Consider the following 14,430-nt stretch of genomic DNA (forward strand, 5'->3'; position numbering starts at 1 on the left):
TGCTCCGACCGCGCCCAGCGCTGCGGGCCGGCGCCGCGCCTCCTGGCCGCTCCTACTCCACGTCGACGTCCCGCTTCCCGCGCCGGACGATGAGCGGATCGGGCCGGCCGATCACGTCCACCGCCTTGTCCGGGTAGTCGAACTGCGTCAGGAAGTACCGCATCGCGTTCAGGCGGGCGCGCTTCTTGTCGTTCGACCGGACGATGGTCCACGGTGCGTACCGCTTGCTCGTCCGGGCGAACATGGCGGTCTTCGCCTCGGTGTACTCGTCCCACCGGTCGAGCGAGAGCAGGTCGATGTCGGACAGCTTCCACCGCCGCACGGGGTCGAGCTGCCGGATCGCGAACCGGGTGCGCTGCTCGCGGCGGGTGACCGAGAACCAGAACTTCGTGAGGTGGATGCCGGAGTCGACGAGCATCCGCTCGAACTGCGGCACCTGCGTCATGAAGGACTCGTACTCGTCGTCGGAGCAGAACCCCATCACCCGCTCGACACCGGCGCGGTTGTACCAGGAACGGTCGAACAGGACCATCTCGCCCGCCGACGGCAGGTACTGCACGTAGCGCTGGAAGTACCACTCGCCGCGCTCGCGTTCGCTCGGCTTGCTCAGCGCGACGACGCGGGAGGTCCGGGGGTTGAGGTGCTCCGTGAACCGCTTGATGGTGCCGCCCTTGCCCGCGGCGTCGCGACCCTCGAAGAGGACGACTGCCTTCTGCCCGGTGTCCTCGAGCCAGTACTGGCACTTCAGCAGCTCGATCTGCAGGTGGTACTTCTGGTACTCGTACTCCTCGCGGCCGAGGCGTTCGTCGTAGGGGTAGTCGTCGCGCCAGGTCAGGACCGGGTTGCCGTACGGGTCGATGAGGTCCGGGTCGGCGGTGTGCCCGTCGGCGACGCTGTAGCCCTCGGTCCGGAGCTGCTCGATGTACTCCCGGATGGGCTGCGAGTACTGGGCCTTGTCCACGGGTCCTCCTCGTCGGTGTGCTGCACCCCCATCCTGGCGTGCGCTTCCCGGCCGCGTCCGCAGGGACACCGGACAAACTTCCGTCAGGGCTGTACGTTCACAGTGAGGTCGCTGGACGCGATCGCGGCAGAAGGAGCAAGCATGTCAGGTACAACCCGGTCGGGACGTCCGACCACCGTCACGGTCTCGTTCGTGATCTGGCTGGTGGTCGTCCTCGCGAACATCATCCAGGGCATCATCGGTCTCGTCTCCGGCGGCGGCGCCTCGGCTGCGCAGGGCGTCGGCACGGCTCCGCTCATCGGCGGTGCGATCTTCGCCTTCATCCTCGCGATCATCGAGCTGATCATCGTCTTCAAGATGCGCGACGGCCGCAACTGGGCGCGCATCGTCCTGCTCGTGCTCGCCATCCTGCAGGTCATCGGCGTCGGCGTGGGTGCCGCCTCCGGTGGCAACGCCTTCGGCTGGATCGGTGGCATCGCAGTCATCGTCGCGACCATCCTCATGTTCGTCGGTGGCGCGAACGGCTACTTCCGCCGTCGCTGACGACCGGAGTGCGGGTCGCGACGCGACCCGGTGACGGACGGGAGGCGCGGTGCCGGCTGGCACCGCGCCTCCCGTCCGTCTGCGGTCCGGTCCGTTCGCGGTGGTGTCCGTCCGCTGCGGCGTCCGTTCGCGGTCGCGTCCGCGAGAGGATGGCCGGGTGCGTACCGCGACCGACCTCCTCGACGCCCTCGTCCGTCACGTCGACGCCACCGGCTTCGCCGCCCACGGCCTCCACGTCCTCGTCGGGGACGACGCCGCCGAGCACCACTGGACGCCCGACGTCCGCCGCGAGGTCCACTCCGTCGCCAAGGGGATCGCGGTCCTCGCCACCGGGATCGCCGCCGACGACGGACTCGTCGACGTGGACGTCCCGGTGTCGACCCTCCTGCCCGCCGTCCGCTTCGGGGCGGGCACGGACGCGGTCACGCTCCGGCACCTGCTCACCATGACGAGCGGTGTCGACATGCCGTGGTCCGAGACGGAGCTCACCGACTGGCCGGACCTCGCGGCCGAGTTCCTCGGACGCCCCTCGCGCGGCCGGGTGTTCCAGTACGCGAACGCGAGCACGTACACGGCGATGCGGGTCCTCGAGACCCGGGTCGGCGACGTCGGCGCGTTCGTCGCCCGGCGGTTGTTCGACCCGCTCGGGATCGAGGACGTGCCGTGGGCACGCTGCCCGAACGGGTACGTCGCCGGCGGCGAGGGTCTGGCGCTGCGCACCGGCGAACTCGCCCGGATCGGCCGACTGGTGCGGGACCGCGGGGAGTCAGCTGGGCGACGCATCGTGAGCGCACGCTGGTGCGACGCGATGCACACCGACTGGGTCGAGCGCGACGGCACGGGCCCCGGCTACGAGCGGTACGCGATGGCGGGGTGGGGCGGCCCCGGCCGACTCTGGCGGCTGCACGGCGCGTACGGGCAGATGCTGCTCTTCGACGGCGACACGGTCGTCACCGTGACGGCGGACGACCACTTCGGAGCGGACGACTTCGCGGCGGTCGTCGCGACGCAGCTGGAGTCGGGAGGACGGGCCGACCGGGCCTGAACGCCGCAGGTCGAGGGTCGCGGGTCGCGGGCCGAGGGCCGGGCGTCAGTGGCGCCGTCGGCTCGAGATCAGTCCGCCGAAGACCAGCACCACCGCCACGCAGAAGACGATCAGTCCCGCGGGGTCGAAGCCGTCGAAGTTCATGGTTCCTCCTGGAGTCCTGTCCCGACGGTACGACCGCGTTCCTCGACGTGCGCGGTGTCCGGCGCCCCCGGGCATTCCGGCCCGCACAGGTTCCTCCGGCGCATGCGGGTTCGTCCGGGGAACGCACCCGATCCCGCCGGAGTGCGCATGTGCGCCCGCTGCGAGCGCTCCGGCCGAACGGGTGCGATGATGATCCGCGGCCGTCGCCCGACGGCGAAGAGACGGAAGTGACGAGCGTGACCGAGACCCGCTCTCAGACCCCGACGACCGAGACCTCCGACGACGCCGGCACCCACGGCCCCGCGAAGGGCATCGCCGCCCTCGCCCTGGCCGCCCTCGGCGTCGTCTTCGGCGACATCGGTACGAGCCCGCTGTACGCGCTGCGCACCGTGTTCACGATCGACGGCGGCATCGTGCAGGCCAACCAGGAGGACGTCTACGGCGTGATCTCGATGATGTTCTGGAGCATCACGATCATCGTGTCGATCAAGTACGTCCTCGTGCTCATGCGCGCCGACAACAACGGTGAGGGCGGGGTGATGGCGCTCGCCGCACTGGCCCGACGCCTCTACGCGAAGCGCCGCGGGGGAGCGACGATCTTCCTCGTCATCGGGATCGTCGGCGTCTCGCTGTTCTACGGCGACTCCGTCATCACCCCGGCGGTGTCCGTGCTCTCGGCCGTCGAGGGGCTGCAGACCGCCGCCCCGAGCGTCGGGCACCTCATCGTGCCGATCGCGGCGGTCATCCTCGTGGTGCTGTTCGCGGTGCAGCGGGTCGGCACGGGCAAGGTCGGCAACCTGTTCGGCCCTGTGATGCTGCTCTGGTTCGTCGTCATCGCCGCCGCCGGGGTGCCGCACATCCTGGCGCACCCGGGCGTCCTGCAGGGGCTCTCGCCCACGTGGGCCATCGCGTTCCTCATCGCGCACCCGTACATCACGTTCGTGGCGATGGGCGCGGTCGTGCTGGTCATCACCGGCGCCGAGGCCCTCTACGCCGACATGGGCCACTTCGGGCGGACGCCGATCCTCCGCGCCTGGTTCTTCGTCGTCTTCCCGGCCCTCGTGCTGAACTACCTCGGTCAGGCGTCGCTGGTGCTCAACCAGCCCGGGGCGGCGAAGGACCCCTTCTTCCTGCTCTTCCCGAGCGCGTTGCAGATCCCGGTCGTGATCCTCGCGACGATGGCCACCGTCATCGCGAGCCAGGCGGTCATCTCCGGGGCGTTCTCGCTGAGCCGTCAGGCCGTGCAGCTCGGCCTGCTGCCGCCGCTCACCATCCGGCAGACCTCCCGACAGGAGGGCGGCCAGATCTACCTGCCGGCCGTCAACCTCCTGCTGTTCATCGGTGTGATGGCCGTCATGCTCGCGTTCCGTTCCTCGGCGAGCCTCGCCACCGCGTACGGGGTCTCCGTCACCGGTGCGCTCGTCGTCGACACGCTCCTGCTGCTGCTCGTGGTGAAGCCGCTGTGGCACTGGAAGACGTGGAAGCTCGTCGTCGCCGCGGTGGCGTTCGGCGGGCTCGAGCTGACGTTCCTCGCCGGCAACCTGTCGAAGATCCTGCACGGCGGATGGGTCCCGCTGCTGATCGCGCTCGCGGTGATCACGCTCATGACCACGTGGCGTCGTGGCCGGCAGCTCGTGCAGGAGGAGCGCAAGGAGCGCGAGGGGTCCCTCGCCGACTTCATCGAGAAGATCAACACGAAGGGCATCCCGCGCGTGCAGGGTGTCGCGATCTTCCCGCACCCCAACAAGGAGACGACGCCGCTGGCGCTCCGGGCGAACGTCGAGCACAACCACGTGGTGCACCGGACGGTCGTCATCGTGTCCGTCATCACCGCGAACGTGCCCCACGTGCCGCACGCCAAGGCCTTCTTCCGTGACGACCTCGGCTACGAGGACGACGGCATCGACCACATCACGATCAAGTTCGGCTTCTCGGACGACCAGGACCTGCCGAAGGCCCTGCACGCGGCCTGCCTGGCCGAGGTGCTCGACGTCGACCCCGAGGAGATGGCGAACGCGTCGTACTTCATCTCGCGCGGCGCACTCCGCCCGGTGGCGGGGAACCGGGGCATGGTCGGCTGGCGCAAGAAGCTCTTCGTCGGGCTGGCGCACAACGCCGCCGACCCGGCCGCCCGCTTCGGGCTGCCGGTGCACCGCACCGTGACGATGGGCAGCGACGTCGAGATCTGACGACCGTCGCCCGCGTCAGCAGCAGTCGCAGGCCTCGACCTCGCGCTCGCCGGTGAGCGCGGCGACGGGCTGCTTGCACGCGTCGCCCCGCCAGGCCTCGAGCCCTTCCCGGACCGCGAACACCACGACGACGAGCCCGGCCACCGGGTCCGCCCAGGTCCAGCCGAACAGGGTGTTCAGCAGCAGGCCGACCAGGACGGCGGCGGAGAGGTAGCTGCACACCAGGGTCTGCTTCGAGTCCGCGACGGCCGACGCCGAACCGAGCTCGCGGCCCGTGCGCCGTTCGAGCAGGCTGAGGAACGGCATCACGGCCAGGCTGACCGCGGCGAGCACGATGCCGACCGTGCTGTGCTCCGGCTCACGCAGTCCGGTCAGCGTCAGCACCGCGTCGACCGAGACGTAGAGGGCGAGCCCGAAGAACGAGACGGCGATCACGCGGAGCGCCGTCCGCTCGCGCCGCTCGGGGTCGGGCGCGGCGAACTGCCACGCGACCGCGGCCGCGGAGAGCACCTCGACGATCGAGTCCAGGCCGAAGCCGATCAGGGCGGTGGACGACGCGACCGAACCGGCGCTGATCGCGACGACGGCCTCGACGACGTTGTACGTGATGGTGGCGGCGACGATCCATCGGATCCGGCGGCGCAGCACCGCGCTCCGGACGGCCGTCGGACGCGGCCCGAGGGGCAGCGCGGCGCTCATGCGCCCGGCCCGCAGCAGAGCGGCACGGCACAGGCGTCGTCAGTGCACGGCGCACCGTCGTCGACCGCCAGCACGACGTCGACGAGTGACTCGAGTGCACGGGCGAGGTGCGCGTCCGCGATCTCGTAGCGGGTCCGGCGGCCTTCCGGCACGGCCACGACGATCCCGCAGCCGCGCAGGCACGCCAGGTGGTTCGACACGTTCGCCCGGGTGGTCCCGAGGTCGTCGGCGAGCACGGCGGGGTACCGGGGCGACTCGAGCAGGCGGAGGAGGATCCGCGCGCGGGTCGGATCGGCGAGGGCGCGGCCGAGGCGGTTCATCACCTCGAGGCGCGGAGCGACGAGCAGCATGCACCCACAGTACAGCGAGCGCTGTACCGATCGGGGGTAGACGGGTACGTCGGGTACAGCGAACCTGAACGCCGGGGGATCCAGGCCGGGAATCGACTAACCGACGAGCAGCGACGCCCGATACTCCATCGCACAAGCACCACGGCCATCGCAACACACGCACACCCCCACGCAGGAGGCAGTCAGCATGCGGTCCCCGTCCGTCCTCGTCGCCGCGCTCTCGATCGCACTCGTCGCCGCGACCAGCCTCGCTGCCGGCGCCCCCGCCGGAGCAGCGGCCCTCCCCGCCTCGTCGAAGGCGACCTCGACCGTGCCGGACGGCCGGACGATCCCGAAGACGAACGTCACGACGAACGGCCGGACCTGGAAGCAGACGTTCCGCGCCGGGTTCGACAGTGCCGCGCCGGTCGGCAAGTTCGCGGCGACGTACCCGCGGATCGGTCTCTACGACGGCTTCACGGACACGACCGGCAAGGGGAAGTACGCGCCGTCGAAGGTCCTGAGCGTGAAGGGCGGCGTGCTCGACTTCGCGCTGCACACCGAGAAGGGCCAGCCCCTCGTCGCGGCGATCATGCCCGACGGGTACGCCCCGCACAAGACGGGTCGGGTGTCGATCCGGTACAAGACGACGAAGACCCAGGGCTACAAGTTCTCGACGATCCTCTGGCCGTCGAGCGACGACTGGAACGAGGGCGAGATCGACTGGCCCGAGGCCGACCTCGGTGCCCGCCCCCGCCCGGCCTCGGCGGTGCCCGGCAGCTGGACGCCGCTCGGCATGCGGTTCGAACCGGGCAAGGAGACCTTCGCGCCCTCGGACAGCACCGGCTGGCACGTCGCGACGACCGAGTGGGACAAGGGCATCGTCCGGTTCTACTGGGACGGCAAGCTCGTCTCGTCGACCACCAAGGCGGTGCCGACGACGGCCTTCCGCGTGACCATGCAGGCGGAGACCACCACGAACGGCGGGGCGATCCCGGCGAGCGCGGTCGGGCACGTCAGCGTGGACTGGATCGCGATCTGGAACTGACCGGGCGCCGGCGCCGCTGACCGACGCGGGGACCGGGGCGGCCGCGCCCGCTCAGTGGGTGCGGCCGCGCAGCCGTCCGATGCCCAGCACGACGGCGACGACCACCAGGCCGAGCAGGAGCCCGACCACCGCCGACACCGCGGTGTCCACGATCCACGTGACGACCGGCCCGGTCGCCTCGATGCCGTGCTCGATCGCGTGCAGCAGGTCGTACGGGCCGTGCCAGAAGGTCTCCGCCAGGTTCGCGATCACGAGGTGTCCGCCCACCCAGAGCATGGCCACCGTGCCGACGATGCCGATCACACGGAACACGGTCGGCATGGCGCGGACGATCCGCGCGCCGGTCCGTCGGGTGCGACGGACGCTGTTCTTCATCATCTGCAGCCCGATGTCGTCGATCTTCACGAGCAGGGCCACGGCGCCGTAGACCGCCCCGGTCATGACGAGCCCGATGACGATGAGCGCGCCGAGCGTCGGCCAGAGCCCGAGGTCGGGGTCGAGTCCGGCGAGAGCGATGAGCATGATCTCGGTGCTGAGGATGAGGTCCGTGCGGATCGCGCCGAACACGAGCTTCGGCTCGGCGACGGTCTCCTCGGACTCGCTGACGTGGTGCGCGCCGAACCACTCGGTGACCTTCTCGGCCCCCTCGAAGCACAGGTAGGTGCCGCCGAGCAGCAGCAACCACGGCAGCACCCACGGCGCGAACGCGGTGAGCAGCAGCGCGAGCGGGATGATGATGACGAACTTGTTGAAGAGGCTGCCGAGCGCGATCCGCCCCACGACCGGCAGCTCGCGCGCGGGCGAGAGTCCCTGCACGTACTGCGGGGTCACCGCGGCGTCGTCGATCACGACGCCAGCGGTCTTGGCGCTGGCCTTGAGGGCCGCGGAGAGCACGTCGTCGACGATGGCGAGCAGACCGACTGACATGCGCTCAGACTAGGGCCTCGGCGCGTCCCGTCGGCGCAGGGTCTGCGAGGGGGACTCCCCGTACACCTCGGCGTAGTACCCGGAGAACCGCCCGAGGTGGTTGAACCCCCACGACAGCGCGACCTCGGCGACCGTCACGCGCTCGGGGTCGCCCGCGAGCAGTTCGGCGCGGACCCCGTGCAGCCGGGCCTCGCGCAGGAACTGCATCGGCCGGACGCCGACGTTCCGCTGGAAGGCGGCCTGCAACCCCCGCGCGCTCACCCCGGCCGCAGCGCTCACCTGGGCGACCGTGAGCGGCCGGCGGGCGTTCGCGACCATCCACTCCTTGGCGAACCGGATCGTCGACGACCCGACCGCCACCGTGGGCGCCGACGACGGCGTCGCGTCGAACGCCGCCGCCACGGCGTCCGCGATCGACTGGTTCCAGCGTGCGCGGACCGTCTCCGGCGCCGTCGGGTCCAGGAGGCGCGGTGCGGCCTCGCCGATCCGGCTGCGGAGCAGCCGCAGCGCGTCCACCCCCAGCGTGCGGCGGAACGCGAGCTGCCGCGGCTCGTCGTCGCCGCGGCGCGCAGCGGCGATCGACTCGAGGAACGCGCCACCGAACCGGACCGAGTGCTGTCCCGAGGGGAGCCCCTCGAACGTGAAGTCGCGACCGACCGGGTACATCACCGGGATGCCGGGCAGCAGCTGCACCGGGTCGCGGGTCCCGGTGTCGATCGTCATGCCGGGGCCGGTCGCCCACGCCAGGACGTAGTCGTGACCGGGGACGATCGTGCCCCACCGTCGTGCCGCCACGTCCGAGGTGCCCACCACCACGTCCTGGTCGCCGACGGCTCGGAAGCGGAAGGCGAACCCGTCGCGGGCAGCATCGCCGATGTGGATGTCACGGCTGTCGTACACCCGCTCGTACAGCGCCACGGCATCGTCGAGGGAGGACCCCCGGCGATCGACGTGGATCGGCGCGACATCGTGGACCATGTCCGACCAGTGTCGCGCATGTCGTCCCCGATCGGTCACATCGCGACGCAGTTCGCGCACCCGACCACGGACGCGACTGCGTTCGGCGGCTGTTCCGTACGGGCTGCCAGACGCCGCCGAGGACGGTGAGGACAGCGGCGGATCCGTCGCTCGGACGGAGGACCACATGTACTTCCACGCACAGACCTGGATCAACGAGATCGCCGACGGCGAACCGGACCCCGCGGCCGCCAACGCCCTGCAGGAGGGACTCGGCGGGCAGTTCGGCGAGATGCGCACGATGATGCAGTACCTGTTCCAGGCGATGAACTTCCGGGGTCCGGCCGCGAAGCCGTTCCGCGACCTCATCCAGGGCGTCGGGACCGAGGAGATCAGCCACGTCGAGCTCATCGGCACGACGATCTCGCGGCTGCTCGACGGTGCTCCCGAGTACTCCGGCAAGCTCACCGACCCGCTCGACACCCCCGGGGCGAAGGGGGCGACCCCGCTGCACATCGCGCTCGACACGGGCAACATCCACCACTACCTCGTCGGTGCCCAGGGAGCCCTGCCGGTCGACGCGGCCGGGAACCCGTGGAGCGGCAGCTACGTGTACAACTCCGGCAACCTGCCGCTCGACCTGCTGTACAACCTCATGCTCGAGTCGACCGGCCGCCTGCAGAAGTGCCGGATCTACGAGATGACCGACAACCCCACCGCTCGCAGCACCATCGCGTACCTGATCGTGCGCGACCAGGCGCACGAGAACGCCTACGCGAAGGCGCTCGAGGCCCTCGGCGTCGACTGGGGGAAGCTCCTGCCGATCCCGAAGACCAACGCCGAGGCGTTCCCCGAGGTCAAGGCGCTCGTCGACCTGGGGCTGCAGAGCAAGCAGTACAGCTTCGACCTCGACGGTGCGTCCGAGGCCGCGAAGATCTTCCGCGGCGCCTCCCCGTCGAACGACGGCACCGACCTCGACGCGTCCGAGCAGGCACCCGCCGGGGTGCCGTCGTTCATCGCGCCGGAGCGGCTCGAGGAGTTCGCGCCGGGGCTCGACGCCGATCTGCTCGCACTCATCCAGCAGACCGCGGAGCTCGAGCTCGAGCTCGACCAGGCCGAGGCGCCGGTGTACGGCCCCGTCGCCTGACCGGTCTCAGTCGAGGCAGAACTCGTTGCCCTCGACGTCATGCATGACGATGCACGACTCGTTGACCTCGTCGGCGAGCATGCGCCGGAACTGCGTGGCGCCGAGGGCGACGAGCCGGTCGCTCTCGGCGTCGAGGGCGGCGAGCCGTTCGGCGCCGACGAGCCCGCTGCCGACCCGGACGTCGAGGTGCACGCGGTTCTTCACGACCTTGCCCTCCGGCACGCGCTGGAAGAACAACCGCGGGCCGACTCCGGTCGGGTCCACGCACGCGAACGCCGAGCCGCGGTGCTCCGGGGGCAGCGCCCGGTCGAAGGCGTCCCACGAGTCGAACCCCTCCGGTGGCGGCGGCACCACGTAGCCGAGGACCTCGCACCAGAAGCGCGCCACCCGCTCGGGGTCCGCGCAGTCGAACGTCACCTGCACCTGCCGCACCGTCGCCATGGGCAGACGATACAGCGGAGGCCCCGTCGTTCGACAGGGCCTCCGCTGCTCGTTCCGGTGTCAGTCGTTGAGGTGCGCGATCGCGTAGTCGGCCTCGGCCGGCAGGAACTTCTCGCCGTACTCACTGACCAGCTGGTCGCGGATCGCGGCGGGGGACATCGACATGTCCTTCTGGTAGCTCTTCGCCTTCTCGAGCGCGTTCGCGTTCCAGTCCGCCTGCACGTGGTCGATCGCGTACTGCGCTGCGTCGGCGGAGAACTGTTCGCCGTACTCCGAGGTGAGCTGGTCGTAGATGCCCACCTTGCTCATGTGCATCATCTCGGAGTAGCTCTCGGCCTTGACGAGGGCGGAGGTGTACTCCACGGGCGTCGCGGGCGCAGCCTCGGTGCTCTCGGAGGGGGCCTCGGACGGCTCGGACTCGGAGCTCTCCGAGGGGGAGGCGCTCTCGGACTCCTCGGCCGCGGCCGGCGCCGGGGTGGCCGACTCCGCGACGACGGACGATTGCGTCGCCGAGTCGGATGCCGTGCCGACCAACGCACCGAGTCCGGCCGCGAAGGTGATCGACGTGATGGTGGCCACGGCGCCGAGGACGAGGCCCGTGATGGCGAGACCCTTCGACTGACGCTTCCGGAGAGCGATCGCGCCGAGAACGACGGCGACCACGCCGACGATCGCGCCGAACACGGGGACCCATCCGAACACGAACGCCACGATCCCGACGACCAACGCGGCGATCGCGAGTCCGGCAGTGCGCTGTTGCGGAGTGGGGGCGCCGGGGTACGGAGCGAAGGTCTGGCCTGCCGGGGCGTGCGGCTGGTACGGGGGAGGAGTCGGTGACGTGCCGCCCCCCTGCGGCTCGGGTGTTGTCATACCAATCAGTATCGCAAAGGTGAGAGATGGTTCATGTTCGTTGAGCCAGATCACCCGGCCCCAGTTCGGGGCGCGCCGCGCCTCCTGGGTCAGAGGGTGGAACCCTCGAGTCGCACGCGGTCGCCGCGGTACCGGTCGAAGACGGTCTGGACCGGCACGCCGTCGAGGTCGTGGTACGTGACCTCGCGCACGATGAGCGGCGCGCCGACCTCGGTACCGAGCATCTTCGCCGTGTGGGCGTCGGCCGCCTCGCTGCCGATGGTGACGAGCACCTCGCCGCGCGACGCGTCGAAGAAGTCGCGGAGCACCGTCGTCATGTTGATCGGCCCGGACAGGCTCTCGGGGGAGTGCGTGTAGCGCACCGAGAAGTAGGCGGCGCGGAGTCCGATCACGTCGTCGTCGGTGACGAGCAGGTTCTCGATCATCCGGACGTGGTCCTCGTCGATGCGGAGCCGTTCGCGCACGAGCGGGAAGCTCGGCACGATGCGGTCCTCGAAGCGCTCGACGTAGACGTGCTCGCTGTCGGCGTCGATGTCGGTGAGGGGCACGACGACCCCGCGGTGCGTGACCTTCGTCCCCACGCGCGGCCGGCGCTCGAGGAACCCGGTGTCCCGGAGCTGCGCGAGCGCGGCGCGGACGGAACCGCGGCTGGTGTCGAACAGCGTGACGAGGTCCTCTTCGGCGAGGGGAGCGTCGGGTGCGATGTGCCCCTCGCGGATCGAGGCGGTGATGAGGTCGCGGACCCGTCTCGCCGAGATCTGTCGGCCGCGTGAGGACCCGCCCTTCGCGCGCGGGTGGTCGGACAGCGTGTCGCTCATCGTGACTCCGATCGTCGCAGGATCTCACCGCCACGATGCGGCTCGGGTGCAGTGAGTATACGACGCTCGTCGCGCAGGGCAACGGATTCCTCCGAACCGCGCGAACGGCGTGAACGGTCGGGTGAAGTCGCTCTCACCTGGGCTTTCCTTTCGCCGTTGGTCGCTTAATGATCCGGTTACACCCGGAGCGGTCGTCGGAAACGAACGATCGCGAGCATTGCTGACCACCACCCGATGCGACGGAAGGCCGGCACATGACCGTGAGAGAGCCCGACATCGTCGACGATGCGACCCGTGCGGAGGCCGAGCGTCTCGCCGCCCTCGACACCTCGTTGACGACGAGGCGACGAAGCGCCCGGGAGCGTCTCTGGTTCCTGCGCCCGGCCGGACTGACCGTCGCCAACGTCCTGGTGTTCGTCCTCGTCTCGTTCTTCCTCGTGCAGCTCATCCCCGGTGACCCGGTCGTGTCGGCCACCGGCGGACGCCTGTCCGGCGCCGAGCTCGAGCAGGCGCGGGAGTCCTACGGGCTGACCGGCTCGTGGATCCAGCAGCTCGGCACCTACCTGACACAGCTCGCCCACCTCGACTTCGGCACGTCGATCGCCACCGGCCGACCGGTCGCGCAGGACCTCGCGACCCGGGTACCGGCGACGCTCGAGCTCGTGTTCTGGGGGCTGCTCCTCGCGTCGGCGGTGTCGCTCGTGACCGCGCACTTCATCGTCACGCACCGCCGCAACCGCTTCGCGAAGCTGCTCACCGCCTACGCCCGGTCGGCGGGCGCGCTGCCCGAGTACGTCATCGGCATCGCGTTCCTCTTCGTCTTCTACGCCGAGCTGCACTGGGCCCCGGCGCCGAGCGGCCGCCTCGACCCGCTGCTCATCGCGCCGCCCACCGTCACGAACTTCCCGATGGTGGACGCGCTCATCGCCGGGGACCCGGCAGCCCTCGCGTCGTACGCGCAGCACCTCGTGCTGCCCGTCGTCGTGATGGTCGTCGCCCACTCCCCGCTGCTCATCAAGATGCTCATCGTCAACCTGGACCAGGCGATCGACGACCCCGCCACCCGGTTCCGGGTGGCGTCCGGAGCGTCCCGCCGGACGGTCCTCGCGAGCATCTACCGCCGGGCGCTCCCCTCGGCGGTCGCCACGCTCGGCATGCTGTTCGGCTTGTTCCTCGGCGGCGCGGTGGTCCTCGAGTCGCTCTTCGGTCTCGGCGGACTCGGGCAGTACGCCGTGGACGCGGTGAACGCCTCCGACGTCTTCGCGCTGCGGTCGTTCCTCCTCGTCACCGCGGCGATGTGCCTCGTCATCTACCTCGTCACGGACATCGTCACGATGCTCCTCGACTCGAGGCGGCGCGCCGGCGTCGCCGGGAAGGACGCCTGATGGCGCTCGACACCCCCACCGCGCTGCCCGAGCCGACGACCACCGGAGCGGGGAGCACCCGCTCGACGCAGGACGGTCGCGTCGGTCGACCGGCCGGGCGCACCGGCTTCGTCCTGCGGCTCGTTCCCTTCGCCGTGCTCGTCGTGCTCGCGGTCGTCGGGCCGTACCTGGTGAACCACCCGGCCACGTCGGTGGTCGGCGGGCAGTCGGAGGCCCCGTCGGGGGAGTTCTGGTTCGGCACGGACGCGAACGGCCTCGACGTCTACTCCCGGGTGATGACCGCGTTCCGCCTCGACATCGTGATCGCGATCTGCATCACGGTCATCGCCACCGTCGTCGCCATCGTGATCGGGCTCGTCTCGGGCATGTACCAGGGCGACCGCACCGTGCTCGGGTTCGTGGCCCGACTGCTGGGCCGCGCCGTCGACCTCGTGCAGTCGATCCCGGTGATGATCGCCGGACTCGTGATCGTGTCGTTCTTCGGACGCAACGCCGTGGTGATCACGCTCGCCCTCGCGATCGTCCTCATCCCGTTCCAGGCGCGGCTGATGCGCACCGAGGTCCTCCGCACACGGTCGGACGGCTACGTCGACGCCGCCCGGATGTCCGGCGAGTCCGAACTGCGCCTGCTCCTGGGCCACGTGCTGCCGAACTCCGCCCGGACGACGATCGAGAACACCTCGACGATCTTCGGGATGGCGATCATCTTCTGCGCCGCCCTCGGCTTCCTCGGCGTCGGCATCCCGACACCGACCGCGGAGTGGGGCACCATGCTCGCCGCCGGTGCCCCGGACGCCGCGGTGGGGCGGTGGTGGCCGGTGCTCTTCCCGGCAGCCGCCCTCGGCCTCTCCGTCTGGTCCGCCTCGGTCCTGGTCGCGGCCTTCGTCGGCCGGTCGCGGGTCTGACGGCGACCACCCGCCCCACGCG

The 14,430-nt window shown here is 70.5% G+C and carries 15 protein-coding genes; 7 read left to right on the forward strand and 8 right to left on the reverse strand.

Annotated features, from left to right (window positions below; all coding sequences use genetic code 11):
- Positions 1-52 precede the first annotated feature (52 nt).
- On the reverse strand, positions 53-961 hold the full coding sequence (ppk2, locus tag JSX79_RS13885) for a polyphosphate kinase 2 (protein ID WP_070416884.1): 909 nt from the start codon (positions 959-961) through the stop codon (positions 53-55).
- Between the two features lie 141 nt (positions 962-1,102).
- Between ppk2 and JSX79_RS13890 the strand changes: the two genes are divergently transcribed.
- From JSX79_RS13890 to JSX79_RS13900, 3 genes are all read left to right on the forward strand, one after another.
- The gene (locus tag JSX79_RS13890; protein WP_071295331.1) at positions 1,103-1,504 is read left to right on the forward strand and encodes a hypothetical protein; all 402 of its coding nucleotides are present in this window, start codon (positions 1,103-1,105) and stop codon (positions 1,502-1,504) included.
- A 157-nt stretch (positions 1,505-1,661) separates the two neighbouring features.
- Positions 1,662-2,549 (forward strand): serine hydrolase, encoded by an 888-nt coding sequence (locus JSX79_RS13895; RefSeq protein WP_229086719.1) that lies wholly within the window; start codon positions 1,662-1,664, stop codon positions 2,547-2,549.
- Positions 2,550-2,920: 371 nt separating this feature from the next.
- A complete protein-coding gene (locus JSX79_RS13900) occupies positions 2,921-4,882 on the forward strand; it encodes a potassium transporter Kup (protein ID WP_229086720.1) in 1,962 nt (653 codons plus the stop codon).
- Positions 4,883-4,897: 15 nt separating this feature from the next.
- Here the strand turns inward: JSX79_RS13900 and JSX79_RS13905 are convergent, their stop codons facing one another.
- A complete protein-coding gene (locus tag JSX79_RS13905; RefSeq protein WP_071301769.1) occupies positions 4,898-5,581 on the reverse strand; it encodes a cation diffusion facilitator family transporter in 684 nt (227 codons plus the stop codon).
- Positions 5,578-5,931: a helix-turn-helix transcriptional regulator gene (locus JSX79_RS13910; protein WP_071295328.1), complete on the reverse strand. Its 354-nt coding sequence runs from the start codon at positions 5,929-5,931 to the stop codon at positions 5,578-5,580. Before JSX79_RS13910 ends, JSX79_RS13905 begins: the two co-directional genes overlap by 4 nt.
- Before the next feature lie 187 nt (positions 5,932-6,118).
- On the opposite strand from JSX79_RS13910, the gene JSX79_RS13915 reads away from it, so the two are divergent.
- On the forward strand, positions 6,119-6,958 hold the full coding sequence (locus tag JSX79_RS13915) for a glycoside hydrolase family 16 protein (protein ID WP_070416879.1): 840 nt from the start codon (positions 6,119-6,121) through the stop codon (positions 6,956-6,958).
- 51 nt (positions 6,959-7,009) lie between these two features.
- Here JSX79_RS13915 and JSX79_RS13920 read toward each other — a convergent pair whose 3' ends face one another.
- Both JSX79_RS13920 and JSX79_RS13925 read right to left on the reverse strand, forming a co-directional pair.
- Complete coding sequence (locus JSX79_RS13920; protein WP_071295327.1) at positions 7,010-7,885, reverse strand: DUF808 family protein; 876 nt, start codon at positions 7,883-7,885, stop codon at positions 7,010-7,012.
- Positions 7,886-7,894: 9 nt separating this feature from the next.
- Positions 7,895-8,863 carry a helix-turn-helix transcriptional regulator gene (locus JSX79_RS13925; RefSeq protein ID WP_070416877.1) on the reverse strand — a complete coding sequence of 323 codons (969 nt, stop codon included), beginning with the start codon at positions 8,861-8,863 and terminating at the stop codon, positions 7,895-7,897.
- A 166-nt stretch (positions 8,864-9,029) separates the two neighbouring features.
- Between JSX79_RS13925 and JSX79_RS13930 the strand changes: the two genes are divergently transcribed.
- Entirely contained in the window at positions 9,030-9,989 is a 960-nt protein-coding gene (locus tag JSX79_RS13930; RefSeq protein WP_229086721.1) for a manganese catalase family protein, read from the forward strand.
- Positions 9,990-9,995: 6 nt separating this feature from the next.
- Here the strand turns inward: JSX79_RS13930 and JSX79_RS13935 are convergent, their stop codons facing one another.
- The 3 genes from JSX79_RS13935 to JSX79_RS13945 all read right to left on the reverse strand — a co-directional run bounded on the left by JSX79_RS13935 (position 9,996) and on the right by JSX79_RS13945 (position 12,118).
- A complete protein-coding gene (locus JSX79_RS13935; protein ID WP_229086722.1) occupies positions 9,996-10,430 on the reverse strand; it encodes a VOC family protein in 435 nt (144 codons plus the stop codon).
- Positions 10,431-10,490: 60 nt separating this feature from the next.
- Positions 10,491-11,300, reverse strand: a complete 810-nt coding sequence (locus tag JSX79_RS13940) for an Ltp family lipoprotein (RefSeq protein WP_229086723.1) — start codon at positions 11,298-11,300, stop codon at positions 10,491-10,493.
- 89 nt (positions 11,301-11,389) lie between these two features.
- A complete protein-coding gene (locus JSX79_RS13945; RefSeq protein WP_022907943.1) occupies positions 11,390-12,118 on the reverse strand; it encodes a GntR family transcriptional regulator in 729 nt (242 codons plus the stop codon).
- Between the two features lie 254 nt (positions 12,119-12,372).
- Here JSX79_RS13945 and JSX79_RS13950 point away from each other — a divergent pair, with 254 nt between their 5' ends.
- Together JSX79_RS13950 and JSX79_RS13955 are read left to right on the forward strand one after the other, a co-directional pair.
- Positions 12,373-13,503 (forward strand): ABC transporter permease, encoded by a 1,131-nt coding sequence (locus tag JSX79_RS13950; protein WP_229086724.1) that lies wholly within the window; start codon positions 12,373-12,375, stop codon positions 13,501-13,503.
- The gene (locus tag JSX79_RS13955) at positions 13,503-14,408 is read left to right on the forward strand and encodes an ABC transporter permease (protein ID WP_229086725.1); all 906 of its coding nucleotides are present in this window, start codon (positions 13,503-13,505) and stop codon (positions 14,406-14,408) included. Before JSX79_RS13950 ends, JSX79_RS13955 begins: the two co-directional genes overlap by 1 nt.
- Positions 14,409-14,430 lie beyond the last annotated feature (22 nt).

The sequence above is a fragment of the Curtobacterium sp. GD1 genome (genome assembly GCF_020882855.1).
Taxonomy (GTDB): Bacteria; Actinomycetota; Actinomycetes; order Actinomycetales; family Microbacteriaceae; genus Curtobacterium.

What these genes read in the sequence shown, in the direction of transcription:
- JSX79_RS13890 (WP_071295331.1), top strand. Translation starts at nt 1,103, where the DNA reads ATGTCAGGTACAACCCGGTCGGGACGTCCGACCACCGTCACGGTCTCG.
- JSX79_RS13905 (WP_071301769.1), bottom strand. Translation starts at nt 5,581, where the DNA reads ATGAGCGCCGCGCTGCCCCTCGGGCCGCGTCCGACGGCCGTCCGGAGC.
- JSX79_RS13910 (WP_071295328.1), bottom strand. Translation starts at nt 5,931, where the DNA reads ATGCTGCTCGTCGCTCCGCGCCTCGAGGTGATGAACCGCCTCGGCCGC.
- JSX79_RS13915 (WP_070416879.1), top strand. Translation starts at nt 6,119, where the DNA reads ATGCGGTCCCCGTCCGTCCTCGTCGCCGCGCTCTCGATCGCACTCGTC.
- JSX79_RS13920 (WP_071295327.1), bottom strand. Translation starts at nt 7,885, where the DNA reads ATGTCAGTCGGTCTGCTCGCCATCGTCGACGACGTGCTCTCCGCGGCC.
- JSX79_RS13925 (WP_070416877.1), bottom strand. Translation starts at nt 8,863, where the DNA reads ATGGTCCACGATGTCGCGCCGATCCACGTCGATCGCCGGGGGTCCTCC.
- JSX79_RS13930 (WP_229086721.1), top strand. Translation starts at nt 9,030, where the DNA reads ATGTACTTCCACGCACAGACCTGGATCAACGAGATCGCCGACGGCGAA.
- JSX79_RS13935 (WP_229086722.1), bottom strand. Translation starts at nt 10,430, where the DNA reads ATGGCGACGGTGCGGCAGGTGCAGGTGACGTTCGACTGCGCGGACCCC.
- JSX79_RS13940 (WP_229086723.1), bottom strand. Translation starts at nt 11,300, where the DNA reads ATGACAACACCCGAGCCGCAGGGGGGCGGCACGTCACCGACTCCTCCC.
- JSX79_RS13945 (WP_022907943.1), bottom strand. Translation starts at nt 12,118, where the DNA reads ATGAGCGACACGCTGTCCGACCACCCGCGCGCGAAGGGCGGGTCCTCA.
- JSX79_RS13950 (WP_229086724.1), top strand. Translation starts at nt 12,373, where the DNA reads ATGACCGTGAGAGAGCCCGACATCGTCGACGATGCGACCCGTGCGGAG.
- JSX79_RS13955 (WP_229086725.1), top strand. Translation starts at nt 13,503, where the DNA reads ATGGCGCTCGACACCCCCACCGCGCTGCCCGAGCCGACGACCACCGGA.